Here is a 24,874-nt window from a genome sequence, read left to right on the forward strand (position 1 = left end):
GCACAAACTCTCAGATGCACAAGAGCCGGGAGGAGGGCATATTGAACCGCACCGGGTTTACCGGAGACTGATTTCAGTTAGGTACGCGGCAATGTCCTCAGTTTCCAGAGCGGCGTAGAAATTGGCCGCTGCTTCTGCCGGCGGGATGTGCCCAATGGGTTCAAGCAGGCGGCGGTTGTTGAACCAAACCACCCATTCGAGCGTTGCGTATTCCACGTCTTCGAAGTTGCGCCAAGGGCCGCGGCGGTGAATGACCTCGGCTTTGAATATACCGTTGATCGTCTCGGCCAGGGCGTTCTGCGCCTTCAAATGATCCCCCCAGATCATTTGATCCGCTGCGCGGATCTGCTTGAACTCATAGCTGTCTCCAACGCTGCCCGCAGAGGGCTCGATACCGGCTTCGCCCAACCGCTCTGTGTATTTGATCGAAAGGTATTGGCTGACCCACTGCGTGACAGGCGATGCCAGCACCGCCGAGAATGGCGGCCGGAGTGATGAACAAGCCCCATCGCCTTTGTCGGCCGCCGCTCGCGAACAGCCTGCTCCAGCGCTTCCATTACCCGGCAGGCGCATGCGAAGCATGCTGCCGTCGAAACGTTCTTCAAAACCATCAAGGCCGAGCTGATCTGGCGGCGATCATGGGCAACACGGCGGCAAGCTGAAATGGCGATCTTCGAGTACATCAATGGGTTCTACAATCCTCGCCGCCGCAACTCAGCACTGGGCTGGAAAAGCACCGTCGTATTCGAACGAAAAGTGGCCTAAACTAGCACCAAGGGCGGCACAAAAACGGGACAGGTCAGCTGCTTGGCTAACCAGCGGGACTTTGGATGGTTCTTGATGCGGCACCTGACATTGTCAGGCATGACCGGAATTTTGTATGCAATCAGTGGTCGCGCAAGGTTTGCAAGACCGGCTTCTTTTCCAGCGCACCCAAACGGCGCGGCTGCCGATAAGCTGAAATCACCAAAATCCTGATCGCTTTGAAACTTCTTAAACCTCTGACCGGTGCCTAAGTTTCTGGAGCAACCAAAGCGGGCGTGGATCACTCAGTTTGAGCGTTACCGCCAAATGCGGCTTGCTTTCAAATGATTGGACACACCATGCAACTGACCACAGGCCCTCAGGAGGGCACGTTTCAAGACTTCCTTCCCACAACTGGTTTTGCTTATGCTTTCGGTCTTGCCTACGCGGACCACATCCGAGAAACCGGATCCGAGACACCGGAAACACCGATTGTCTTTCTAAAGAACGCCGCACCAAAGCCGGGCCAGGATAGCGTGGTGATTCCGACGATGGAGACTCTTCTTCGCGCGGTCATTAGCGCTGAACCGTCACTCTGCGAACGGGTCGACGCGCTAAAAGATCAGCTGGTGCCGATGATGGATTTTGAAATCGAACTGGGCGTTCAGCTGCTGGAAGATTGCACCTTGTCAGAGCTGCAAGCAGCCAAGCAACTGCCCATGATCGGTTATTTTCTGGCCAATGATGTGACGTCGCGGACTGTCCAGATGATGGGCGAGCTGACGCGTGACCGATATGTTCTTTGGTCCGCGAGCAAGAGTTATGATGGTTTTTTCCCATGTGGGCGTACGCTTTGGGTGCCTGATGCCGAAGCACGGGATCTGCTGCCTGCTGTCCGGCTGGAATTGAAAGTAAACGGAAAGATACGACAAAGCGAGCCTGTCAGTAGCCTGATTTATACTCCCCGGCAGATTCTGGAGGGAGCGGCAGCGTTTGCGCCGGATCAGAAACTGCGGGCTGGCGACCTCATCGTTACTGGCACACCAGCAGGGGTGACCTTTCAGATTTCTGCCGAGCAAAAGGCAATTTTTGCCAGCATGCCGCTGGATGTCAGCATTCCCAAGTTTCTCGAATCTGGTCGCAACAACCCTGATTACCTGAAGCCCGGCGACCTGGTCGAGATGGATGCCGAATGGCTGGGGCAGCTGACCTTTACCATGACCTGACACCGCTTATCAGCCCAGAACGGAGACACCGGAATTGACGTTGCCGGTGTCTTTTCGTGTGGTTATTGTGGCTGGTCATGAAACAGGGTGATGCCATCGGTGAAGGAGACTACGCTCTTCCTTTCAGCTATACTGAATTGCTGGTCTCTTTTGCAGCGGATTCAAGGGTTTCGGCTGAATTGCTGCTTGAAGGCAGCGGGCTTCATCTGCGCGACCTGGTCGCCGCCCCAAGCCACGTGCGCAGCAATAGCTATAGCCGTATGGTGTTGAATTTGCTGTCCCAGGCCCGCGATGATGCGCTGCTGCCCTGGCGGTACGGCCGCGCCATGAGCTTTCAGACACATGGTGCTTTTGGCCTGGCGTTGCGCAGTGCCAGAACCCTCGGCGAAGCCTATGAACAGCTTCCGGAACAATATGGTTCGCGCTCGGGCGGTGCTCAGTTCCTGGAAACCCGTAGTGCAGCCGGTCACTACGACATCGTTGTCCATTCCGGCAATCCTGATACTCCGGATGAAGCCGTGCGTTTCCATGCGATTTCAAGCCTGATCAATCTGGCTTGGCTCGCCCGCGCGATAACTGGTACTCAGGAAGAAAGTTTGCCAGGGCAATTGCATCTGGCTTGGCCCTATCCGGAAGATGGTGTGCCGCCGGATACGGTGCCTCCCGGCCTGCAATTGGTGTTCTCGCAGGCCGAAACTTTTCTGCGGTATCCGACGGCGCATCTGCGCATCCGCACCCTGGCCGGCGCTGCCGATCTGAAGGCCGCTGCAAGGTCACGCATCGAACATGAGCTCTCGGTGCCGCCTGCGACGCTGAATACCGTAGGCCAGGTGAAATGGGCGCTTGGCAAACTAGGTCTTTCTAGGGGCGCGGTTGAAAGCGTGTCGGCTCTGCTGCATGTGTCGCCGGCCACACTGAAAAGACGGTTGAAAAGCGAAAACGCCAGCTTTCTCGATATCAAAAACAGCGAGCGTTTCGAATTGGTCAAACGCCGCCTGCGCTCCAGCGATGTCACCCTCAGCGTGATCGCGGAGGAGGCGGGATATGACAATCCCAGCAACCTCTCCAAGGCTTTCAAACAGCATTTCGGCCTCTCCCCCGGTGCCTTTCGCGCCGGTCTTCGCAAATAAATTCGGGTGAGCCGTTTCCACCATTAGTCTGAGGTAAATCCACATTTCGCCTTTGGCTGTGCCGACTAGGCTGAAAAGCCAATCAGCACAGCGGAAGAGAGTTCAGAAGATGTGGGTGCAGCGAATATTTCATGTGGCAAATGCGGTGCTGGTTTGTGCTGCAATCGGGTTTGCCTGGGGGCAGCACCAAAGCTGGTCCGCAACTGGTGGCAGCCTGTTTGGTTGGGTCGTGGTTACAGCTGCTGTTGTTTTTGCCCTGCTGGCGGCGCTGGTCTGGGCAATCCGTGACTACCGCGCTTGGATTGCGCTGGGGGAGGGTGGGCTGCCAAGCAACATCTTTGGATGGTTCGCGGTCACAGCCATGCGTCCGATGGCGGGCGATCCCTATGATCAATCAGTATTTGCCGACAAACTTGGCGGCAGTACCGATCAAACATTTTTAGGCGATTTACCCACTCGTGCAGGTCCGCGCCCAACCGTTGCGCCCCATGCTGTGCCGCATCGTCAGACTGACCAGATCCCAGATCGAGACGTGATGCAGCAGCTTTCGAATATGTTCGATGGCATTGTTGCCCGAAATGATGACCGGTTGCACTATCAACTTAGCCAATATGAGAAACACAATCAGGCGATCTGGCTGCGCGATGTGGAGGGAGGGAACCCCGCCACCGGCCTGGGTGGTGAGATTGGTCATTTCCACCCCAGCGACGGATCGATGCATACGATCCTCAGCCCCAGCGACGCTAAACAGGTACTCGACAAGGGGTGGGGCGAGCTGCACTCCATGGCGCGGTTCAAGCGGATCTTTCCGACTGAAACATTCGTCATGCTCTACGCGCCAGCGCGAGCTGAGCATGTGCCTGTGATCAGAGACATCATCGAAGCGGCAACATGCTACGCGCTGCCGCGCGGTAACAATTCAATCAAAGGATAACCTTATGAAACGCCTGATCTATTCCACTGCTGCCATCATGCTGCTGCTGGCTGGAGGTGGGGCGGCCACGGTTTCTTCACTTGGCGCGTTTAACTCCGTAACGACCGCTTACAATGGTCAGTGCCGCTCGATTGGTCAGATGGTCGGGGCCGAAGATATCATTGCCGACTACGATGCTGGTGTGGCCTATATTTCATCTTTTGACCGGCGCACCGGGATGGCAGGTGAAGAAGTAACCGGCGCGCTGCACAGGCTTGTGCTGGATGGCAGCGACCAGCTGGTGGAAATGCCGCTGACCGGTCTGGACCCCAGCTTGCCGTTCCTGCCCCATGGGATGGATCTGAAGACCATTGATGGTGTGCAGTATCTCTTCGTGTTGAACCACCGCAGCGCCAGTGATCCGCAAGCTGGGCACGATGTCTATGTCTTTGAAGTTGGCGTAGACGCGCTGACCTTGGCCAGGCATCACACCAGCGATGGCATCAAATCACCCAACGGGATTGGTGCGGTTGATCTTGATACGTTCTATTACTCAAACGATCGTGGGGCCTTTGGTGTTTTTGGGAACATGGTTGAGATGATGTTCGCCCGCAAGATCAGCGATCTGTCGGTCTATGATGAGGGCGAAACTGAAATTCTGGAACCAATGGCATTCGCCAATGGAGTTGCGACAACGCCGGACGGCTCAACTGTTTACGCCACTGCGCTACGCGAGGGTGTGGTTAAGGTGTTTGCCCGGGATCAGGCCAGCAACGTGTTGACTTTGCAGCGTGAAATCCCTGTTGGGCAGGCGCCTGACAACGTGCGCATTGCCGAGGATGGCCAGCTTTGGGTTGCGTCGCATTTGAACCTGATGGCGTTTGACGGTCATATCAAAGATCCAACCGCACTCTCACCATTTCAGGTTTACCGTGTCGAACCGGACACCGGTACGAGTGAATTGGTTATGGAGAACGACGGCTCCCTGCAGTCCTCGGTAAGCGTTGCTGTGCCCTACGAGGACATGCTGCTGATCGGTTCAGCCTTTCAGCCCGGCGTGAAGATTTGCGCGCAATAGCGGCGCGTGCTGACAGCTGCCGACGCCATTGAAGACAGTTTTTCGACAGCCCCATTGGCCCCTGTGCCGGCGGGGCTGCGGCAATCGAATGGAGATCATAAGATGAACCATCCACCAGTTTCAACCACGACCCTCAGAAGCTATGGCCGCATGGATAAGCTGTTGCATTGGGCTGTCGCAATCAATCTGATCGCTATTCTGTTTGCGGCCAACGGTTTGGCCGACCGTCCGGAGGCAGAGAAAGTCACCGAATACGGCAGCCACGGGCTGGCTGTGACAGTCCTGGCCGGTCTGATGCTGTTTCGCGTGATCTGGCGGCTCATCCATCCGGCGCCGCCGTTGCCTGACAGCGTTGGCCCATGGAGCAGAATAGGAGCACGGATTGTCCATTGGGGTCTGTACGGGCTGGTTGTTTTCCAGATCTGCATCGGGTTGTTCCTGGCCTCAACGGTTGAGACCGCCTTTGTCCCGGCTTTGATCGGGGTGGACTACAGCAGCTTTGGTCTGGCTCCGGCCTCTCTTTATGGTCTGTTGCACATCCTGCATGCCGTGACTTACTGGTTGATCGTCACTGCCGTAACCGTCCATCTGGCAGCGGCGCTGAAACATGCGCTTGTGGATCGGGACGGTGTGTTCTCGCGGATGATACCAGGTGCCGGAGGCCGCAGCAGTTGAGCGATCTGCTGCGCCGCTTTCACAACTTCCGCCGCAACGCTGCGTAACGGCGGCGGCTCACCGGGATTTCGGTGCCGTCTTCGAGCAGGCAGGTATAGGCGCTGCCTTGGCGTTTGACGGACGTGACATGTTTGAAGCGCACCCAATGCGACCGATGGCATTGCGCCCCAAGAAAGGGCTTCAGCGCTGAAACGCAGTCCGAAAAGGCTAGCTTCAGCGTGATGTTACCCGCAGCGGTAACAATCTTGACGTAATGGCCCTGTGCTTCCGCCCGGATCAGGTCATCACCCAAATGATGGGGAACTTCAGGCACCACGGTTTTCAACGCGGGTTCCGTTGATGGAACCGCGAGCAGCGAGCGCTGGTAGCGGCGTGCAAGATCTGCTGCGCGATATGCAAAGATACCTGCCAGCGCTGCCAGCCCAAGCGACGGCGTAACAATGTCCAAGAACTCCATCAGCAATTCCCAGCCCAGGCCGAAACCCCGGGTAATGCCGCGTGGTTCACCGCCGAACCAGCTGTCGAGCGCGAATGACACCGGGGTGAGCAACACCGGTAGCAGCAACACTGCAAGCACCAGCGGCCAAGGCATCCGCAGACCGGCCAGTACCCCCAGCACGGTCACACCCGACATCAGAAATGTTGCCACTAGCAGGTGCAGGAACCACAACAGAGCGGCGAGCGCCACATGCAGTTCAGCCGTGGCGACCGGTTCAAAGCTGGTAATGATCACGCTGCCAAGGACAGAAAACCAAAGACAATATCCCGCCAGTTGCTGCCAGCTGATGTCACGAAGCCCGAACAGCGTCTGAAACACAGTATCAAGCTGGCTTGGCCTGTCTTTGCTGTGGGGTGTTACTTGGGGCATGTCACTTGCCTCCTGTGGGCAGGGATCAAGTCGATGTCTTCTGTTTAACCCGGCACCGGCAGCATTAAACCACTATTTCACGAGCGGTAGCACATTGACCGTTCATGATAACACTGCACCCACTTGAGTATTTCTCCGCCGTTTTCATGAACTTGCCATGTGATCTCTGTGTGGGTTGAGACAGATGCACGGCACCGGCCTCGTGAAAACCGACTTTGCAAACGGGCCGGTACTTGATCGCATGAAAGGTGTACAAATGCACAAACTTGTTCCTGCTCCACCAGTTGTCTGCGCGGTTCTGGCCTGCACTCTAACTCTCCCGCAAATGGCCTCTGCCGAAGGCAAGAGCCTAACTGGAGTTATCGGTCTCGGCGCGTCTTACGGGCCTGAATTTCCGGGTTCGGACGAATCCAGCTCATCAGCGTTTCCGATCTTCAACCTGACTTGGCGCGACCGTGTCTTCCTGAACCAGCGTGGTTTAGGGGTCTATGCGCTGCGCAACTACGGTGCGGGTGACCTGTCGCTGGGTTTCGCTGTCGGCTATGACTTTGACGAACGGTTGGCCGAGGATGATGTCCGGCTGACCGGGCTGAGAGATGTTGAGGCCGGCGCCCTGTTCACCGCATTTATCGAGTATGATCTTGGGATTGCGGATCTGGAACTTGATATCAGCCATGGCCTTAGCGATGGGGGCCACGAAGGCACCCGTGCCACGTTGGCCGCCGAGTTTTCCACGGCTGTTTCCCCGCGCCTGAGCCTGTCCGCAAAGCCATTTGTGACCTGGGCGGACAGCTCTTACAACCAGGCGTTTTACGGCGTTTCCGCTGCCGAAGCGGGGGCCTCATCTTTTACCCGGTATGAGGCAGGATCCGGCCTTGAACGTGCCGGGATACAGCTGCAGGCATCCTACACTTTGTCTGAGCAGACCGGTGTGTTTCTAGGAGTTTCCCATGCCGAGTTGATGGGGGATGCCAAAGACAGCCCCATCGTCTTTGACAGTGGCCAGACCCAAATTTCTTCCGGCATCTTCTTTCGCTTTTAAACAGCGGCCCCGGCGTTTGCCGGGGTTGTCCGCTCACCTTCTATGACCGAGGTAATGATGAAACGAATTGCTCTGAGCGCTTGCGCCATCTGCGCAGGCTTTCTCTTTTGGGTCTTTGCCCTGAATGATGATCCGAGCCGACTGAACCCCATCTCTATAGAAGCGGGAACGTTGTCTTCCGACGTGCTGCCCATCGAACAGGCGATCACCCTTGGGCAGGTGAAAGGAGAGGATGGGCGCGCTGTGCCCGTTTTGATTACTGGCCTGACTGAGACCGCCGTAACAGCTGTAGACCTGACCGGGTATGGTGCCTCTGCAGATTTGGATCTGTTTAAGATCTTGGAAGAGGTCCCTGATGCCGAGTTGGTTGCGCTATACAGTAAGGCTGTGGGCGAGGCGGGCCGCACTGTGACGCAAGACTATCCGCTGTCTCAGTTCTTGCCAGCGGCAGGCAAGGGGCAGCGCCATATCGGATCGGGCACAAATTTCCCGGAACATGCCGAAGAAACCACCAGCAGCTCTGTGTTCAGCTTTCCCAAGTTCGGCGTAGCCACGCCACCTGTCACGTCGGTAGCATATGACCCGGAGGTTCTGCTGGACTACGAAGTGGAGATCTGCGCCCGGTTTGATCGAGATATCGCATCGCTGGCGGACTTCGAGGCGGCCCGTAAGGGGTTCTTTTTGTGCGGAGATTTCACCGATCGGTCGACGTTGCTGAAGATGATCGACACAGAAAACTTTGATTCCGGGTCGGGGTTCAGTGACGCCAAAAGCGGCCCCGGCTATCTCCCAAGTGGTCCGTTTCTTGTTATTCCTGTGGACTGGCGAAGCTTTGTCGCACAAGAGCGCATCGAGACGCGGCTGGATGGCGCGCTGCGCCAGGACGCGCGCGGAGGTCAAATGATCCTCGATTTTGGCCAGTTGGTGGAAAAGGTTCTGGATGATTCCGTTTCCACCCGGTTCCTCTATCAGGGCGATCGGTATCAGCTGATTGAAGATGCTGTTATTTCGACCGGCCAGGTTCTTATGTCAGGCACGCCGGAAGGAGTTATTTTCATGCCGCCTTCTATGCGTCACATGGCACGGGGTGTCATCCGACATGTGGTCACAGGTGCCTTCGTCGGCCAAGCTTCCGGTTATGACAGCGTTATTGCCTCGTTCATCCAGGACGAGTTTGCGGCCAAGCGGTTTCTTCAGCCAGGGCAGGTCGTCACTTATGCATCGGCCTCGATGGGGACGATCAGCATAACAGTGCGACGCTAATCCGCTGACCGCAGGGGCCGGTTGGTCCCTGCGGTATATGCCTGCCTGCGGTGAATTTCTGCAAAAGCTGATGGATTGTTCTCAGCCTTTGCCGGATATTGGCTCTGGACGCCACCGGAGACCGCTTGCGCTATGAAAACTGCCTCAACCGATAACCCGCGCAGTGGCATCACCAAAGCCGCACGTCACCTGCTGGAGCGCGGTGGGATCTCCGCCCTGTCGATGCGCTCTATTGCTAAGCATTTGGGGGTGTCTGCGATGATGCCTTACAAGCATTTCCCCAGCAAGGATCACATCCTGATGGAGCTGCGGCTGGAAGCATTTCAGCGGCTCACCACGCATATGCGGCGAGCCCAGGCAGTGGCCCAAACGCCGACCGATGCGCTGGTCGCTGTTTCGCAGGCATATGTAGAATTCGCTCTCAAGGCGCCCAATGACTACCGGTTGATGTTTGATGCGTGGGAGTTTGAAAACTACGCGCAGATTAGCGCCGATTTCGGCGATTCGATCAGCCGTGAAGCGGACAGTTGGCACGTCAACCTCGACGCCGTGACGGCCTTTGCCGAAGCAGAAAATCTAGCGATTGATTGCAATTTTGCGGCTCATTGGCTGTGGTCCTCTCTGCATGGCATGGTACAGCTTCATCTGTCGCGCAAGCTTGCTTTTGGTATGGAAATTCAGCAGTTTGAGCAGATTTTCTCCGAAAAAATCCCAACCTCTATCCGCGCTTTCTCCCAAAAGTAACGCAGCGTTCGCAAGTTTGCGCTATTAACTCAAATCATTTGGTTTACAGTGTAAGCCAAATGATGGTCGGCGTTGAATACGCTTGCCTAAGGGGAGGAAGGCCACATGGATATCGGAGCTGTTATCACCACAATTGCGATTGCCGGATTGATCGGCGTCATGATCGCAATGGGCAGCACACTGCAGGTCACGGATTTCCGCCGCGTGCTGACTCAGCCGCGAGCTTTATTGCTTGGAGTGGTGGGCCAGATCCTGTTGCTGCCGGCTGTTGCGGCCTCCATTGCAATCATCTTGGACCTGTCGCCCGCGTTGTCTGTGGGGCTGGTTGTGATTTCTGCCTGTCCTGGCGGCGCGCCATCCAACGCAGTCTGCGCTATTTCCAAGGGCGATGTGGCGCTCTCGGTGACATTGACCGCGATTTCCAGCCTTGCCGCCTTCTTGACAGTGCCGCTGTTAGTCGGGGCCGCAATTGATCAGTTTCTTGGGGAAGACACCCGTCTGCAGTTGCCGTTCTGGTCGACTGCAGCCCGCATTTTCCTGACCACCTTTCTGCCGGTGGTAACTGGAATGGCGCTGGCGCGCTGGGTGCCTATGGTTGCTGAGGCGATCCGTCGACCTCTTTTCATTGGGGGTTTCGGCATCGTTCTGATCACTTCGCTTCTATTCATGTTCAGCATGATTGAGCTGCTGACCTCCATTGAGGCACTACTGGCTGTGGTCATGCTCAATGTGCTGATGATGTCACTGGCCTTTGCTCTGGGGCGTGGCCTGGGACTGACCGAACAGGAAACCCGATCGGTGACCGTTGAGGTTGGAATGCAGAATATCTCCATGGCAATTGTGGTGATCATTGGCATCCTGAATGCCCCGGAACTGCTGGCGCCGACGTTCTTCTACCTGCCTATGGCTTATGTCACCGGGCTTGGGTTTGCCTGGTTGGTGCGCCGCTACCGCAGCCCGGTTCTGGCCTGATTTAAACCAGGCCGTGCGGCATATGTGCAATCAGTCGCCGCCGGTTTTCCCAATCCCCATTACTCCAGCGAGGACAACAGAATGAAGTACCCGAATATGTTCCGCCCGATTGATCTTGGCACAGTTACATTGCCCAATCGGGTCATCATGGGGTCCATGCACACCGGTCTGGAAGAAATCGATCAGACTGGTGAGATAATTGCTGAGTTCTATGCCGAACGGGCCCGGGGCGGCTGCGCCTTGATCGTCACCGGCGGGGTTTCCCCCAACTTTGAGGGGAGCACCGGGATCCCCGGGGAGCCTGACAGTTTTGCACGGCTCGACAGTGAGACATCCTTGGCAATTCATCGGGTGGTGACCGGCGCGGTGCATCGTGAAGGTGGCCGCATTATTATGCAGATTTTGCACACGGGCCGTTACTCTTATGCCGCTGGATCAGTTGCCCCGACAGCGCTTCAGGCGCCGATTTCACAACATGTTCCGCGAGAAATGACGGACGCAGATATCGAGCGCACGATCGATGATTTTGCAACCTGTGCCTGCCAGGCTAGGGACGCCGGGTATGACGGGGTCGAGATCATGGGCTCCGAAGGCTACCTGATCAATCAGTTCATTGCCGCAAGAACAAACCACCGCACTGACCGTTGGGGCGGTTCCTATGAAAACCGCATCCGCTTTCCAGTGGAAATCGTGCGCCGGATGCGCGAACGGGTCGGCCCCGACGCCATCATCATGTACCGCCTGTCGATGATCGATCTGGTGGAAGGGGGCTCCAGCTGGCCTGAGGTGGTCACGTTGGCCAAGGCCATTGAAGCTGCAGGGGCCACCATCTTGAATACCGGGATCGGCTGGCACGAGGCGCGGGTGCCCACCATCGCCCAGGCCACGCCCCGGCAGGCGTTCTCCTGGGTCACAGCCCGTTTGATGGGCGAGGTCTCAATTCCGTTGATTACCTCCAATCGTTTCAACAAACCCGAACAGGTCGAAGACGCATTGGCCCGCGGTGATGCCGATATGGTGTCGATGGCCAGGCCTTTCCTGGCTGACGGGGCGTTTATGACCAAGGCAAAGGCAGAGCAGGACGACAGCATAAATACCTGCATCGCCTGCAATCAGGCTTGTCTTGATCATATTTTCAGCATGAAGACCTGTTCGTGCCTCGTGAACCCGCGTGCGTGCAATGAAACAGTCTATTCCAGCACCCGGACCGATGCACCGCAGCGGATCGCCGTTGTGGGCGGCGGGCCCGCAGGAATGAGTTTTGCCAGCGAAGCTGCGGAACGCGGTCACCACGTCACGCTGTTTGAAGCTGCAGACAGGATTGGCGGGCAGTTGAATATAGCCCGCAATGTGCCGGGCAAGACGGAATTCGATGAAACTGTGCGATATTTCAGCCAGCGCCTGAAAGCCGCGGGCGTCACCTTGCGGCTGAACACAGCGGTTGCTGCCGAGGATCTTGCTACAGGCTTTGACCGTGTGGTGTTGGCGACCGGGATCAGGCCGCGGCCGTTGGACATTCCGGGGGCGGATCACCCCAAGGTGTGCAGCTACATAGATATCCTTACCGGGCGTGTCACCGCCGGCAGGACGGTTGCAGTTATCGGTGCAGGCGGCATTGGCTTTGATACCAGTGAATTCCTGCTGGCGGACCCCGAAAAGGATCACGCCGACCTGCCTGCGTTCTTTCGCAAGTGGGGAATTGACCCCAGTTGGGGCACCGGCGGCGATGAGGCGCGGGGCGGGTTGCAGAAAGACCGCACGCCTGATGCCCCCTACCGGCTTATCACCATGCTGCAACGCAAGACCACCAGCCTCGGCAGCGGCCTGGGCAAGACCACGGGCTGGATTCACCGTGCGGAAATGAAGCTGGGCAAAGTCGAAATGCTGGGCGGTGTTCAATACCACCGGGTGGATGACGAAGGGCTGCATATCACGGTAGACGGCACCGCGCGCCTGCTCGCAGTGGATACGGTGGTTGTCTGCGCGGGCCAGCTGCCGCAGCGCGACCTTGAACAGGGCCTTCGCGATCGCGGGATTCCTGTGCATCTGATTGGCGGCGCTGATCTGGCCACTGAACTGGATGCCAAACGCGCCATTCAGCAAGGTCTTTTACTGGCGGAAGAGCTGAGCTGTGCCGGCACGCATGAACTGGCCTAGGCCCGATCAGATACAATCAGGAGAATTATGAGTTATGACGGATTTTGACGCCATCGTTATTGGCGCAGGCAATGCCGGGCTTTCAGCCGCTGCGGGGATGCAGCGCAAAGGCCTGCGCACTCTCCTTCTGGAACGCCACAATATCCCGGGCGGCTGCGGCACGTCTTTTGTACGCGGCGATTTTGAATTTGAGGTGGCGCTGCACCAGCTGAGCGGTTTCGGCACCGAAGCCGACCCCTTTGTGCTGCGCGACACGTTCAGGGATCTGGGCGTGCTCGACAAGGTCGAGTTTGTAGAGGAAGGCGAAGTCTACCGCTTCTGCGTGCCAGGTGAGGTCGATATCACTCTGCCTGCGGATATTCCTGGCCTCATCCATGTGCTAAGCACGCAGTTCCCGCAGGAAGCCGACGCCATCGCGCGGTTTGTTCAGCTGTGCGGCACCCTGTGTCAGGAGTACTACGGCGTTTTCCCACGCGTTAAGCGGGCAGGCGACCCTGGGGCGCTACGTAAAAAATGCCCGAATTTGGTGCGGTACGGTGTGCGCAGCTCTCAGGATGTCCTGGATGAATTCTTCTCAGATCCCAGGCTCAAGGCTACGCTGGGGGCATATTGGCCCTATCTTGGCCTGCCGCTGGATGAGCTGCCCTTTGTTGAGCTGGGGCCGATGTTCTTTCTTTATGCACACTATAAACCCTATCACATCCGGGGCGGATCGCAGGCAATGTCCAACGCTTTGCTTCAGTCGTTTCTGGAGGCAGGCGGCGAGGTGCAGTTCAACACTGCCGCGGCAAAGATTCATACAGATCAAGGCCGTGTCACTGGAGTGACAACAGAACATGGGACGCGTTTCAATGCCGCTTCCGTGGTCTCAAACGCCAGTTCCATTCATACCTTCAACGAGCTTCTGGACGTTGAAACCCTGGAACCGCAAGTGCGCGAAACCTTCCAGCACAGCCGTGTCGGTGTGTCAGGGTTCATCGTATATCTTGGGCTTGATGTCTCTCCGGAAGAGCTGGGTATCACGGCCGCATCGAACTTCATCTGTTCCGATTTGGATGATCGTGCCGTCTTTGATACCGCCAACAACCTGGACGATCCGGCCGGCTGCCTGCTGACTTGCTACAACTACGACGACCCCACGTTTGCGCCCGAAGGGAAATCAGTGATCGGGCTGATGTGCGCGCAATACGGCAAAGTCTGGGAGGACATTCCGCAAGAGGCATATTTTGAAACCAAGTATGAGTTTGCTCAGCGGCTGATCCGATTGGCCGAACGGGTCTATCCGGGCATTCAGGCTCATATTGAGGAGGTTGAGGTTGCCACACCCCTCACCGTAATGCGCTACCTCAACACTCCCGGCGGTGCGATTTACGGCTTTGACCAGAACGCGCTTGAAACTCCGGTGTTCCGCCAGCGCCTCAAAGGTCCGGAGGGCCTGTATCTCGCAGGTGCATGGACCGGCCCGGGCGGTTTCCAGCCCACCTATATGTCCGGCCATGCGGCGGCCAACACTGTGGTGCGCCATCACAGAACCAATCTTGCAGCGGAGTAAAACATGACCTCATCGAACCCCCTCAGTGTTCTAGCCGGTTACGACGCGGCACAGGCCAAACAGGCGGAACTGGCGCAGTCCGGCACCGATTTCACCAAAGACCGGTTTGCAACTGCTAAGCAGATCGCGGCACTTCATCCCAAGCGGTTGAACCTGACAGTCCGACGGATCATCCGCGAAACCGGAACCGCCGTTACGCTGCGGCTTGCCCGGTCAGATGGTGAAATGCTGCCACCGTTTCAGGCCGGGCAATACGTCAATCTCTTCGTAACGGTTGATGGAACGCACACCGCGCGCCCCTTTGCGATCTCTTCGCCACCGCAGATCCGCACCCACTACGACATCACTGTGCGTGAGGTGCCCGGCGGATTTGTCAGCCCTTATCTGGTACGCGGCCTGACGGAGGGACAGCTGCTTCAGTCCAGCGGCCCGATGGGAACATTCTACCACAACCCGTTGTTTCATGGCGATGATCTGGTGTTCTTGGCTGGCGGCTCTGGCGTGGCTCCGGCTATGAGCATGATCCACGATTTTCTCAGCTCCGCCCGCCCGCCGCGGTTTCACCTGATTTATGGTTCCCGCAATACCGGTGATGTCATCTTTCGCGAACAGCTGCATCAACTCGCCGACCGCCACGAATCCCTGACGATTGACGAGGTTATCTCGGAACCTGACGCGGATTATTCCGGGCATTCCGGCTTTCTGAATGCGGATCTGATTGCCAAACTGGTGGGGCCGCTTGAGGGTAAGACCTTCTACCTCTGCGGGCCGAATGCGATGTATGACTTCTGCCAGCCCGAGCTGACTAAGCTCGGCGTCTCGGAACGTAAGGTACACGTCGAAGCCAATGGTCCGCCGCCCGTTCCGAACCTGCTTGGCGGCTGGCCTGCCGATGTGACGCTCGACCAAGAGGTTACGGTGACGGTGCGTGGGCGGGGATCCTTTACAACTCGCGCGGGTGAGCCGCTGCTTAACGCGCTGGAGCGCAACGGGTTTCAGGTGGAAAACGCCTGCCGCTCCGGAGAGTGCAGCCTCTGCCGGATCAAGATCCTTTCCGGTGAAGTTTTCAACCCGCCGCAGTCCCGCCTGCGCAGTTCGGACCGCGCCTTTGGCTGGACGCATGCCTGCGTGGCCTATCCGGCGGGCGATATCGAAATTCTGATTTAACGGCACTAACAACACCCGGGGGAGAGAGACCATGCAACAGCCAGAAGCTACAGTGGAAAACACGCAGAAAATTGATGGTAACAACAGGTTCTGGGCGGAACACTATGCCCCGGACATTCGCGGCTATGATCACCAAACCCGGCGTTACCAGCGTGTATCTGACATTCTTGACACAGCGGTACGCAGCACGCCGGAACGGGTCGGCTTTTCGCTGGTTCTTCCCAGCGGCCATTGTCTGGACAAAACCTATGCTGAGATCGGGCGCGCGTCCGACGCCATCGCCTGCTACCTGCGCGAGGATCTTGGCCTCTTTCCGGGTGATGTGGTCGCGATCCAGTTGCCCAACTCGATCCACTACCCGGTCATCTTGTTTGGAGCCATGAAGGCCGGCCTGAAAGTCACAAACCTCAACCCGCTTTATACGCCGCGCGAGATCGTGCATCAGCTGCAGGATTCCGGGGCAAAGGTGCTGTTTGGCTTCAATCTATTTGCCGACCGGCTTCAAACCGCGCTGAAGGACACGGCTGTTGAGCAGGTTGTGATTGCTGCACTTTGGGAGTTTTTCCCGCAGGCCGCCTCTGATGCTCTCCGCCATACAATCACGGATGTTGCCAAACTTGTTCCGGAGTATTCTTTTGACCATGTGCCGTTCGAAGACGCATTGGCACTGGGGATGGCTCATGGCGAGATCCGTTATGATCTGTCACAGATTGACCCCGGATCAGCGGCCTTTCTGCAATATACCGGCGGAACCACAGGTGTAAGCAAGGGAGCCGAACTGACCCACGACAATGTCACCCATGTTCTGGAGATGCTGAACGCCTGTGTGCATGGCGCAATGCAGAAAACGGACCATGGGCAGATGTCCATCCTGACGGTGATCCCTTACTATCATATTTTCGCTTTGATCGTGAATCTCATGCACTTCACTGCTGCTTCGGGCCGCAATGTGCTGATTCCCAATCCCAATCCGATTGCCAATCTGAAACCGGCCTTCGACAACTACGATATTGATTGGCTAACCGGGGTCGATACATTGTTCAACGGGCTGATGGCTCAGGATTGGTTCCAGCAGACACCGCCGCAGATCGGATTGGCCATTGGCGGCGGCACCTCTTTGCGGCCGGATACTGCCCGCCGCTGGAGCGAGCAAATCGGCCCGATTGTCGAAGGCTACGGTATGACCGAAACCACCTGCATGATCGCGCTCAGCCCTCTGGACGGAAGCGACAAACCCGGCACTGCCGGACAGCCGGTGCCGGGGCTGGATATCAAAATCACCCGTTCAGACGGCGCGCCGGTTGGGATCGGCGAGGCTGGCGAGCTGCATGTCCGCGGTCCCAATATCGCGACTGCATACTTGAACCGCCCTGACGCATCCGCCGAGACCTTTGCCGATGGCTGGATGGCGACTGGCGATATTGTCACAATGGATGCCGAAGGCCATCTCGCCATTGTCGACCGCAAAAAGGATATGATCCTGGTCAGCGGCTTCAATGTTTATCCGAACGAGCTGGAGGCGGTGATACAATCCATGCCAGGTGTGGCTGAAGTTGCCGTTGTCGGTGAAGCGCATCCTACCCGCGGTGAAAGCCCTGCCGCTTTTGTGAAGCGGGCCGACCCCGCCGTCACAGAAGAAATGGTCATCGAGTACTGCCGCGCCAATCTCACCGCCTATAAGGTGCCGACCCAGGTCCATTTCCTTGAGGAACTGCCCAAAAGTTCGGTTGGCAAAATATTGCGAAAGGAATTGCGGAGTTGCTGATTCAGGCCCTTTTGTTCTGCAGGCTGACTGGGCAATTGAATAGCCCCTCGTTTCTTAGACGCCCTTGCTTGGAAATTTTGGAAGCACGAAGACAGTGATGTCAGGGGTTGGTTTTACAGATGAGTTCAAGGCTGATGCGGTCGCACAGGTAGTGGACCGCGATATTCAGTTGCTGAGGTATCGGAGCATCTTGGGATCGGCACCAAGTCACGTTGATACGTGGAAAGCCCAATTTTCCCAGCCGCGCAAACAGATCAAGGAGAACACAGAACAGGTCTCAGAGATCAAACGCTTGAAGAAGGAACTGTCCCGTGTTTCTGAGGAGCGCGATATCTAAAAAACGGTTCCGGGCCACCGCTTGCCTGTGCGCGCTATAAACAGCTGGCGCTATGCTTTGCCCGAAGGGCAGTTGACCAAGAACGTTCTGGGCCGCAAAACCGATATCAGCGACGCCGGATGGCTGCGGCATCTACATTCCTATGGTCTGCTGTTTTGTAGCTTCCGGCCCGAGGCCGATATCGCCACTGCCCGATCTTGGCGTGCATGTCTTTGACTTGCTCTTCATCGACTTCAGGTGCCTTCCGACTGTCGCGCTCTAACGCCATCGTGGCCTTGAAATCTGGATGGTGTTGCTTCCGTTTCGACAAATCTGATCTCCTTCGTGTTGAAGATCAGCAGACAGAAAATTGCAGCTTACGTGAGTGTCCGGGTTACGGAGGGTAGCTCACTCCGGGCCGGTTTCACGGGGCAGGGCCACTTTGAATGTATTTGTCTCTACAGTTGAACAGATGGCTCAAAAATGAATCGACTATCGTTGATGTCGGTCTATGAAGCGGTCGCCACAGTTTGACAGTAAACTTGCCTGCACCTGTCATCGGGCGCACGCCAATCTGGTGATCCTTGGGAAAGCTCTTCGCAGTAAAAACGCTCACAACAGCAACGCCCACACCCTTCGCAACCATCGAAGCAACAGTTGTAGACATTGGTGTTTCAACACGCACAAATGGGTCTATACCAATCTCTGCAAAGGCATCATCCATTCTCTTTCTGTGAGCGTCGTGAGGCGGAAAGACAATCAAAGGCTCGTCTGCAAGGTCTTTCAGGGACAGCGTTTCGATGTTCTCGAACCGGTGTCCCTTCGGGAAAATACAGACCAAATCCGGCTCTGCAAAAATCTCAGTGGCAACTCCTGGAGGGTCGCTGCTGTATTCGGCCAAAGCGAGATCAAATCGTTGCGCAGACATCATTTCCGCAATGATATTTGACCGTCTGGTTTCGACAGAAACGCTTACTTCCGGGAACTCTTCGCAGAAGAGGGCCACCGCGTCCGAAATGAATCCATATGATAAAACGGGCGCACAAACGATGCCCACGTGCCCTTTTTGTTTGAGGCGCAGCGCGGTCGCAGTCTGTTGGATTCGCTCCAACCCAACATAAGAGCTCTCCACTTCCTCATAGAGAACTTGACCTTCCTGCGTTAGGTGAAGGCGACCCTTAACGCGATCAAAAAGGCGCACCTTGGTAATTTCCTCCAGCCGCAGGATCGACCGGCTGATCGAGGATTGGCTGGTGTTCATTATCTCTGCAGCGGCGGTTGCGGTGCCGACTGTTACGACCGCTCTGAATGCTTCAATCATTCTGTCGTTGATACGTATCGACATTGCCAGAGAGCTTTCGAGTTAGGGACGTCCGGAAGGTCCACGATCCGCTCAGGACCCAACGTGGAGCTCGCTTCATATCAATAATGCATAGACTTGATAGCAGCAAGCATTGGTTTGGATGGTGAACGGGCGGTAACCTTTTCTACACCATCGGCTGCCAAGGCCAGCAGAACTTCACTGAGGGCTGTCTCGAGCAAACACCAGACCAGGAAAATGCTCAGACCATTCAGTGAATTTAGTGAGCTGAGCTTCGAGCTGTCATTTGGGTAATGAACATGAATTCTTCCAACGGAGGGGAAAATGAAGAACCTGTTTTCAATGCTATCCTGCGCAGCAATGGCGGCTGGGGGACTTAGCATTGCGGCTCCTGCAGCTGCGCAATCCACCCTTGAAACCGTAAAGGCCCGAGGTCATCTCAACTGCCAGGTTGGGCCGCCGCGTGCAGGGTTTTACCAACTGCTCGAAAGTGGCGACTGGGAAGGCAGCGATGTAGCGGTCTGCCGCGCAATGGCCGCTGCAATCTTCGGAGACCCGAACAAAGTTGAGTTCCAGTCCGTTTCAGCATCCGTGCGCTTCACATCTCTTGCCAATGGCGAATCTGATGTGCTTTCCCGGACGGCCACCTGGACTGTTGGTCGTGACGCAGCCCTGGGCATCGATTTTACCGCACCGGTGTTCCACGATGGCCAAGGTTTTCTTGTGCGCAAAGACAGTGGTATCAAGAGTGCCTTTGATCTGACAGGTGCCACGGTTTGCGTGATTACCGGGCATACTTCGGAAGCGACCCTTCAGGATTTCAGCCGAGCTAATAATCTGGATATTCAGGCTGTTGCGTTCGACGACTCCGCTATCGTCAACGAAACCTACCTGAATGGCGGGTGTGATGCGATCACCACCGACAAGGGGGTTCTTGCCTCAGAAGCCCGTGGTTTCCCGGATCCGTCCGAACATGTCGTATTGCCGGAAATCCTGAGCAAAGAGCCACTGACACCTGCGGTTCGCAATGGTGACAACCAGTGGGGCGACATCGTTCAGTGGACCGTATTTGCGTTGATCAATGCCGAAGAACTGGGCATCACCCAGGCGAATGTCGAAGAGATTGCAGCCAATCCGCCTAACCCGCTTGTTGCCCGTTTCCTGGGCGCCGAAGGCGAGCTGAACACCGGCCTTGGTCTTCCAAAGGACTGGGTTGTGCATGCGATCAAAGCTGTTGGCAACTACGGTGAGATCTACGAACACTACTTGGGTGATGGTCGTCCCGAGGCGCTGGGTATTCCCCGTGCAGGTTCTGCTAATGCGCTTTGGACCGAAGGCGGTCTGATGTTCTCACCCCCTTTCCGTTGATCTGAAAGGAACCTAACAATGGCAACCACTTCACATAGCCGCACCGTGCCTGTTAAACCTCCCAGAAAAGAGCGTTTTACCGCTGCAGGTATCAAGAGCATCTTCTATCAATGCGCTGTCGTCGGAGTGGTTGCATTGATGGGATGGTATCTCTACGACAACGTATCGAGGAACCTGCAAAACCTAGGGCTTGCCTCTGGGTTCGGGTTTCTCGACATCGAAGCACCGTTCGATATTTCCTGGTCGGTGGTGCCGTATGAGCCCGGGGACAGCTACGCCCGGGTGTATGCAATAGGGATCACAAATACACTGATTGTCGCCGCGATGGCGATTGCGGCCTCTACCGGACTTGGCTTCCTGAACGGTATTGCCCGTCTGTCAAGAAACTGGCTGATCTCGCGTCTGGCGTCAGTTTATGTCGAGGTTGTACGCAATACACCTGCACTCATTCAGGTTCTATTCTGGTTCCTCGCGGTCTTCTCGATCCTGCCTAGGCCAAAAGACGGGGTTGATGTGGCCGGATTGGGGATTTTGCAAGTCAACAACCGCGGCATCTACTTTCCGCGCGCACTGCCGCAGGATGGGTTTAATGTCACATTACTTGCGATTGCGATTGCTGTTGTTGCGGCGATCGTGTTGGGAATATGGGCGCGGAGGCGCCGCATTCTGACTGGGCAACGGTTTCCAGTGGCTCTCGTTATGCCCGCAATATTGGTGCTGTTTCCCGCGACGGTCTTTGTGCTGACCGGGGCACCACTGAATTGGGAAATCCCGGTCCTGAAGGGCTTCAACCTGACTGGCGGGATCTCCTTTCCCCCAGCAATGTGCGCGGTGGTTCTGTCGCTGTCGATCTATCACGCCGCCTATATCGGCGAAGCCGTGCGGGCCGGGATCATGTCGGTCAGCCCGGGGCAGGGAGAGGCGGCTTTTTCGCTTGGGATCAAGTCAAGTTGGTCGATGCGGATGATAGTTCTTCCGCAGGCGCTGCGCGCGATTGTTCCGCAACTTATCAGCAACTGGATGAATGCCGTCAAGAACACGTCGCTTGCCGTGGCAATCGGCTTTCCCGACCTTGTAGCCCTGTTCTTGCAAACCTCGCTGAACCAGGTGGGATATGCAGTCGAAATCGTGGCCATGGTGATGATCTTCTACTGTTCGGTCAGCATCACGATCTCGCTCCTGCTCAACTACTACAACAAACGCGTTCAGCTGAAGGAGCGGTAAGATGTCAGATACCCCTAAATCCACAGCGTCGCCCGTGTCCGCAGACGCGATCATTTTCCAACCGAAACCTGCCAAGGCACCGCCCTCGGAAACGGTTGGTCCCATCCATTGGATGCGGGAAAACCTGTTCTATTCCTGGCTGAGCACAGCGATCACATTGATCGGCCTGTACGTTATCTACACAACCGTGACCGGCCTGTATCACTGGGGCGTGGCCGATGCCGTTTGGGAGGCGTCAAGCCGCCGCGAATGTCTTGATCAAAGCCCGCATGGAGCCTGCTGGGCCGGTATCTCCGCCTGGTACAACAGTATCATCTACGGCCGTTATCCTGACGAAGAGCAATGGCGGATTAACCTCGCCTTTGGTTTGCTGATCTTTTGGATGCTGCCGATCTGGCTGGAGAAAGTACAGGCACGCGCGTGGTTTGGCATCTCTGCCGTGCTGATCTTCCCGTTCCTTGCTGGTTATCTGTTTGCGGGAGGCGCGCGCGGCTGGTTCATGCAATTCGCATTGCTCGGTGCGATTGTCACATTGATCTGCAACTGGCTGCATGCGGTACTTTGTGTGCTGACCGGAAATGGGTTGCCCAAAACCGCTGTGGCCCTGTTGGGAATGACCAACAAACCAGATCGTCTGCATAAATATGCCCTGGCGACAGCGGTTGTTGTGATCTTCGCTATTGTCTACGCATTTTTTGGATCGTGGGAGCCTGTGCAGGTCAAAACCAATCTCTGGGGCGGTCTGTTCCTGACATTCGTGATTGCTGGGATCGGGATCACCGTGTCGCTGCCGATGGGCATCCTTCTGGCACTGGCGCGGCGTTCGGAATTGCCTGCGGTCAAGGTTTTGGCCGTCAGTTTTATTGAGCTTGTACGCTCTGTCCCATTGATCACCGTCCTGTTCATGGCTGTGACTATGGTGCCCTTATTTCTGCCGCAGGGTGTTGAGTTGAACAAGCTGGTACAGGCCATCGTCGGTGTCTGTCTGTTCTTCTCAGCTTATATGGCTGAGACCGTGAGGGGCGGGTTGCAGGTTGTTGCCGTCGGCCAGACCGAAGCGGCCAAGTCGCTCGGGCTTGGGTATTGGAAAACCATGTACCTGGTTGTGCTGCCGCAGGCACTCAAGGCGATGATCCCGAATATCGTCAGCAACTTCATCGCGCTTTTCAAGGATACGACGCTGGTCTCAATCATTGGCCTTTATGACATGTTGCTGATGCTCAAGGCGATTGGCCGGAACTCATCTTGGATCGGACTGCATCACGAGCCGCTGATCTTTGGCGCAGCCATCTACTTTATCATCTGCTTTGCGATGTCAAAATACAGTCAACACTTAGAAAACGTTGTCGGTGGCGGCGCCTCAAACAAGCGTTGATCCGGGAAAGTAAGGAATGAATATGACCCAGCCACTTCAAGCCAATCCGATCAACAGCGAAGCGACTGCAAAAGCTGTCATCGAAATGAAGAATGTAAACAAATGGTATGGCGAATTCCATGCCTTGAAGGACATCAATCTGACAGTAGCCCAAGGGGAACGTATTGTCATTTGCGGCCCTTCGGGCTCAGCCAAGTCGACGCTGATCCGGTGCATAAACCGGCTGGAGCAATACCAGCAGGGTGAGATCTACGTGCATGGCAAGCTGGTTGAAGGGCATGCAAAAAGCGTTGATCCTTCTGTCAGCGATGTTGGAATGGTGTTTCAGCAGTTCAACCTGTTTCCCCATCTGACCGTTCTGGAAAACTGCATCTTGGCGCCGATGTGGGTCAAGAAAATGCCCAGGCGTGAGGCGGAAGAAATTGCCATGAATTACCTCGCCCGGGTGCATATTCCCGACCAAGCCGGAAAATATCCCAAGCAGCTTTCTGGTGGACAGCAGCAACGGGTCGCCATTGCCCGTTCGCTTTGCATGAGCCCCAATATCCTGCTGTTTGATGAACCGACCTCGGCGCTTGACCCTGAGATGATTTCGGAGGTGCTGGATGTGATGACAGAACTGGCGGAATCGGGGATCACGATGATCTGTGTGACACATGAGATGGGGTTTGCCCGCCAGGTTGCGGACCGCGTCGTGTTCATGGATGCAGGTGAGGTAATTGAAGAGCAGCCGCCGGAATCCTTCTTCGACAACCCCCGAACAGATCGTACTCAGCTGTTCCTGAGTCAGATCCTCGGCCACTGAAAATCGCCCTCCTGAACAGGTGGCTGTCAGGGGCGAACCTTGCCAGCCGCTGCGGAAATCAAAGCAAATGAATCTGCGTGAACTGCGGTATCTTTCCAAGTCGGACGTTCAGTCTTTGGGGCTTTCATACTCCGAGATTGCTGATGCGATCGCCAAAATTCTGCGCAGGAAACAGAACAATGCAGCATGGAATAATCCGAATTCAACCATCAGCCCATATGAAGGGACGCGGTCGATTTCGTTCCATGCGGCTGCGTTAGATCCCGCATTTTCGGTTCACAAAACCTTGGGCCTGTCCCGTGACAACAGCGCACGTAACCTTCCGCATCTCGGGGGGCTGATAAACGTCCATGACGTGCATACCGGGCATCCGGTTGCCATTTTGGAATGTGAAGAAATTACCGGGCTTCGCACGGCTTCGCTCTCCCTGCTGGCCTCGCGGTATCTTACACCCCGCCGCAAAGCCCAGACTATTGGCTTTGTCGGGGCAGGGCGGCAGGCTTCATTCCATCTGGAGGCTTTTCTGTCTGAATTCGACCTTAGAAAGGCAATCCTGCTTGGCCGCGAAGGCGGCAGCTGCTCCCGCTTGGCCGATGAGTGCCGCTCCAAAGGCTTGACGGCATTGGTGACGCCGGACTGGCAAGAGGTGTTGCGAAGCGCTGATATTGTCGTGACCTCCGTTCCGGACGGACCCGGTTTTAAGCCATTTTTGGACGCGTCGCTCCTGTCCGAGGCATCGTTTGTGGCTGCCGTTGATGCCGGGCGGTCGTGGACTCCCAGCGGTCTTGGCTCTTTTGATGAGCTAGTGGTCGATGATATCCCGTTACACAATATGAAACCGTACGTGACCGGGGTGAAGCCAGACGGAGATCTGACCAGATTGGTCTGCGGCACACCGGGTTCAAGAGGATCACAAAGATCCGGGTTTTTCTTTACTGGAATTGCAATAGCCGACCTAGCAGCCGTTGAATTGGCACTGCAAAAAGCTGAGGTCATGAAGGTGGGCACGGTTCTGCAGCGGTGATGAAAGTCCATAGTGCCCGAAGGTTTGAAAACTCAGGTGCCGTCACATTTGCCCGGGGCATTTTGAGCTGCTGAACGGATGACCTAACTCCATTTTTGTGGAGCTATTCGCAACCGTCCGGTCTGAAAGCGGTATGATCCCGGTT

The 24,874-nt window shown here is 56.2% G+C and carries 21 protein-coding genes and 2 pseudogenes; 20 read left to right on the top strand and 3 right to left on the bottom strand.

Features of this window, described 5'->3' with window-relative positions; all coding sequences use genetic code 11:
* Positions 1-57: 57 nt before the first annotated feature.
* Positions 58-560, bottom strand: a pseudogene (locus tag J4721_RS14185) (integrase core domain-containing protein); the annotation flags it as partial.
* A 19-nt stretch (positions 561-579) separates the two neighbouring features.
* On the opposite strand from J4721_RS14185, the pseudogene J4721_RS14190 reads away from it, so the two are divergent.
* The 6 genes and pseudogenes from J4721_RS14190 to J4721_RS14215 all read left to right on the top strand — a co-directional run.
* Positions 580-765 (top strand): annotated as a pseudogene (locus J4721_RS14190) (IS3 family transposase); the annotation flags it as partial.
* 338 nt (positions 766-1,103) lie between these two features.
* Positions 1,104-1,970, top strand: coding sequence for a fumarylacetoacetate hydrolase family protein (locus J4721_RS14195; protein WP_211003040.1), 867 nt, complete (start codon positions 1,104-1,106; stop codon positions 1,968-1,970).
* A gap of 77 nt (positions 1,971-2,047) precedes the next feature.
* Entirely contained in the window at positions 2,048-3,100 is a 1,053-nt protein-coding gene (locus J4721_RS14200) for an AraC family transcriptional regulator (RefSeq protein WP_211003038.1), read from the top strand.
* 115 nt (positions 3,101-3,215) lie between these two features.
* Positions 3,216-4,034: a luciferase family protein gene (locus J4721_RS19920; RefSeq protein WP_211003037.1), complete on the top strand. Its 819-nt coding sequence runs from the start codon at positions 3,216-3,218 to the stop codon at positions 4,032-4,034.
* A gap of 4 nt (positions 4,035-4,038) precedes the next feature.
* The gene (locus J4721_RS14210) at positions 4,039-5,091 is read left to right on the top strand and encodes an SMP-30/gluconolactonase/LRE family protein (RefSeq protein WP_211003035.1); all 1,053 of its coding nucleotides are present in this window, start codon (positions 4,039-4,041) and stop codon (positions 5,089-5,091) included.
* Between the two features lie 102 nt (positions 5,092-5,193).
* Complete coding sequence (locus J4721_RS14215) at positions 5,194-5,766, top strand: cytochrome b (RefSeq protein WP_211003033.1); 573 nt, start codon at positions 5,194-5,196, stop codon at positions 5,764-5,766.
* 19 nt (positions 5,767-5,785) lie between these two features.
* Here the strand turns inward: J4721_RS14215 and J4721_RS14220 are convergent, their stop codons facing one another.
* Complete coding sequence (locus J4721_RS14220) at positions 5,786-6,634, bottom strand: LytTR family DNA-binding domain-containing protein (protein WP_211003032.1); 849 nt, start codon at positions 6,632-6,634, stop codon at positions 5,786-5,788.
* Positions 6,635-6,890: 256 nt separating this feature from the next.
* On the opposite strand from J4721_RS14220, the gene J4721_RS14225 reads away from it, so the two are divergent.
* The 9 genes from J4721_RS14225 to J4721_RS14265 all read left to right on the top strand — a co-directional run bounded on the left by J4721_RS14225 (position 6,891) and on the right by J4721_RS14265 (position 17,633).
* Positions 6,891-7,676, top strand: coding sequence for a MipA/OmpV family protein (locus J4721_RS14225; RefSeq protein ID WP_211003030.1), 786 nt, complete (start codon positions 6,891-6,893; stop codon positions 7,674-7,676).
* A gap of 57 nt (positions 7,677-7,733) precedes the next feature.
* Entirely contained in the window at positions 7,734-8,939 is a 1,206-nt protein-coding gene (locus J4721_RS14230; protein WP_211003029.1) for a fumarylacetoacetate hydrolase family protein, read from the top strand.
* Between the two features lie 132 nt (positions 8,940-9,071).
* Positions 9,072-9,683, top strand: coding sequence for a TetR/AcrR family transcriptional regulator (locus J4721_RS14235; protein ID WP_211003027.1), 612 nt, complete (start codon positions 9,072-9,074; stop codon positions 9,681-9,683).
* Positions 9,684-9,788: 105 nt separating this feature from the next.
* Positions 9,789-10,655, top strand: a complete 867-nt coding sequence (locus tag J4721_RS14240; RefSeq protein WP_211003025.1) for a bile acid:sodium symporter family protein — start codon at positions 9,789-9,791, stop codon at positions 10,653-10,655.
* A gap of 81 nt (positions 10,656-10,736) precedes the next feature.
* A complete protein-coding gene (locus J4721_RS14245; RefSeq protein ID WP_211003024.1) occupies positions 10,737-12,812 on the top strand; it encodes an NADPH-dependent 2,4-dienoyl-CoA reductase in 2,076 nt (691 codons plus the stop codon).
* Positions 12,813-12,846: 34 nt separating this feature from the next.
* Positions 12,847-14,364 (top strand): NAD(P)/FAD-dependent oxidoreductase, encoded by a 1,518-nt coding sequence (locus tag J4721_RS14250; protein WP_211003023.1) that lies wholly within the window; start codon positions 12,847-12,849, stop codon positions 14,362-14,364.
* Between the two features lie 3 nt (positions 14,365-14,367).
* Entirely contained in the window at positions 14,368-15,531 is a 1,164-nt protein-coding gene (locus tag J4721_RS14255) for a 2Fe-2S iron-sulfur cluster-binding protein (RefSeq protein ID WP_211003022.1), read from the top strand.
* Positions 15,532-15,562: 31 nt separating this feature from the next.
* Positions 15,563-17,296: an AMP-binding protein gene (locus tag J4721_RS14260; RefSeq protein ID WP_102877067.1), complete on the top strand. Its 1,734-nt coding sequence runs from the start codon at positions 15,563-15,565 to the stop codon at positions 17,294-17,296.
* Between the two features lie 97 nt (positions 17,297-17,393).
* Positions 17,394-17,633, top strand: a complete 240-nt coding sequence (locus J4721_RS14265) for a transposase (RefSeq protein WP_211003021.1) — start codon at positions 17,394-17,396, stop codon at positions 17,631-17,633.
* A gap of 403 nt (positions 17,634-18,036) precedes the next feature.
* Here J4721_RS14265 and J4721_RS14270 read toward each other — a convergent pair whose 3' ends face one another.
* Complete coding sequence (locus J4721_RS14270) at positions 18,037-18,957, bottom strand: LysR substrate-binding domain-containing protein (protein ID WP_102859033.1); 921 nt, start codon at positions 18,955-18,957, stop codon at positions 18,037-18,039.
* 300 nt (positions 18,958-19,257) lie between these two features.
* Here J4721_RS14270 and J4721_RS14275 point away from each other — a divergent pair, with 300 nt between their 5' ends.
* The 5 genes from J4721_RS14275 (at position 19,258) to J4721_RS14295 (ending at position 24,729) form a co-directional block, all read left to right on the top strand.
* On the top strand, positions 19,258-20,301 hold the full coding sequence (locus J4721_RS14275; RefSeq protein ID WP_102859032.1) for an amino acid ABC transporter substrate-binding protein: 1,044 nt from the start codon (positions 19,258-19,260) through the stop codon (positions 20,299-20,301).
* A gap of 18 nt (positions 20,302-20,319) precedes the next feature.
* Complete coding sequence (locus J4721_RS14280) at positions 20,320-21,525, top strand: amino acid ABC transporter permease (protein WP_211003020.1); 1,206 nt, start codon at positions 20,320-20,322, stop codon at positions 21,523-21,525.
* Between the two features lies 1 nt (position 21,526).
* The gene (locus J4721_RS14285; protein WP_070356492.1) at positions 21,527-22,900 is read left to right on the top strand and encodes an amino acid ABC transporter permease; all 1,374 of its coding nucleotides are present in this window, start codon (positions 21,527-21,529) and stop codon (positions 22,898-22,900) included.
* 85 nt (positions 22,901-22,985) lie between these two features.
* Positions 22,986-23,705, top strand: a complete 720-nt coding sequence (locus J4721_RS14290) for an amino acid ABC transporter ATP-binding protein (protein ID WP_211003054.1) — start codon at positions 22,986-22,988, stop codon at positions 23,703-23,705.
* A gap of 67 nt (positions 23,706-23,772) precedes the next feature.
* On the top strand, positions 23,773-24,729 hold the full coding sequence (locus J4721_RS14295; RefSeq protein ID WP_211003019.1) for an ornithine cyclodeaminase family protein: 957 nt from the start codon (positions 23,773-23,775) through the stop codon (positions 24,727-24,729).
* Positions 24,730-24,874: the final 145 nt, after the last annotated feature.

Source organism: Phaeobacter sp. HS011 (assembly GCF_018101215.1).
In the GTDB taxonomy this organism is placed as follows: domain Bacteria; phylum Pseudomonadota; class Alphaproteobacteria; order Rhodobacterales; family Rhodobacteraceae; genus Phaeobacter; species Phaeobacter inhibens.

Coding starts and splice junctions, on each gene's coding strand:
- J4721_RS14255 (WP_211003022.1), top strand. CDS start 14,368: ATGACCTCATCGAACCCCCTCAGTGTTCTAGCCGGTTACGACGCGGCA.
- J4721_RS14270 (WP_102859033.1), bottom strand. CDS start 18,957: ATGTCGATACGTATCAACGACAGAATGATTGAAGCATTCAGAGCGGTC.
- J4721_RS14220 (WP_211003032.1), bottom strand. CDS start 6,634: ATGCCCCAAGTAACACCCCACAGCAAAGACAGGCCAAGCCAGCTTGAT.
- J4721_RS14210 (WP_211003035.1), top strand. CDS start 4,039: ATGAAACGCCTGATCTATTCCACTGCTGCCATCATGCTGCTGCTGGCT.
- J4721_RS14200 (WP_211003038.1), top strand. CDS start 2,048: ATGAAACAGGGTGATGCCATCGGTGAAGGAGACTACGCTCTTCCTTTC.
- J4721_RS14285 (WP_070356492.1), top strand. CDS start 21,527: ATGTCAGATACCCCTAAATCCACAGCGTCGCCCGTGTCCGCAGACGCG.
- J4721_RS14280 (WP_211003020.1), top strand. CDS start 20,320: ATGGCAACCACTTCACATAGCCGCACCGTGCCTGTTAAACCTCCCAGA.
- J4721_RS14245 (WP_211003024.1), top strand. CDS start 10,737: ATGAAGTACCCGAATATGTTCCGCCCGATTGATCTTGGCACAGTTACA.
- J4721_RS14235 (WP_211003027.1), top strand. CDS start 9,072: ATGAAAACTGCCTCAACCGATAACCCGCGCAGTGGCATCACCAAAGCC.
- J4721_RS14225 (WP_211003030.1), top strand. CDS start 6,891: ATGCACAAACTTGTTCCTGCTCCACCAGTTGTCTGCGCGGTTCTGGCC.
- J4721_RS14290 (WP_211003054.1), top strand. CDS start 22,986: ATGAAGAATGTAAACAAATGGTATGGCGAATTCCATGCCTTGAAGGAC.
- J4721_RS14250 (WP_211003023.1), top strand. CDS start 12,847: ATGACGGATTTTGACGCCATCGTTATTGGCGCAGGCAATGCCGGGCTT.
- J4721_RS14275 (WP_102859032.1), top strand. CDS start 19,258: ATGAAGAACCTGTTTTCAATGCTATCCTGCGCAGCAATGGCGGCTGGG.
- J4721_RS14265 (WP_211003021.1), top strand. CDS start 17,394: ATGTCAGGGGTTGGTTTTACAGATGAGTTCAAGGCTGATGCGGTCGCA.
- J4721_RS14260 (WP_102877067.1), top strand. CDS start 15,563: ATGCAACAGCCAGAAGCTACAGTGGAAAACACGCAGAAAATTGATGGT.
- J4721_RS14195 (WP_211003040.1), top strand. CDS start 1,104: ATGCAACTGACCACAGGCCCTCAGGAGGGCACGTTTCAAGACTTCCTT.
- J4721_RS14295 (WP_211003019.1), top strand. CDS start 23,773: ATGAATCTGCGTGAACTGCGGTATCTTTCCAAGTCGGACGTTCAGTCT.
- J4721_RS14230 (WP_211003029.1), top strand. CDS start 7,734: ATGAAACGAATTGCTCTGAGCGCTTGCGCCATCTGCGCAGGCTTTCTC.
- J4721_RS14215 (WP_211003033.1), top strand. CDS start 5,194: ATGAACCATCCACCAGTTTCAACCACGACCCTCAGAAGCTATGGCCGC.
- J4721_RS14240 (WP_211003025.1), top strand. CDS start 9,789: ATGGATATCGGAGCTGTTATCACCACAATTGCGATTGCCGGATTGATC.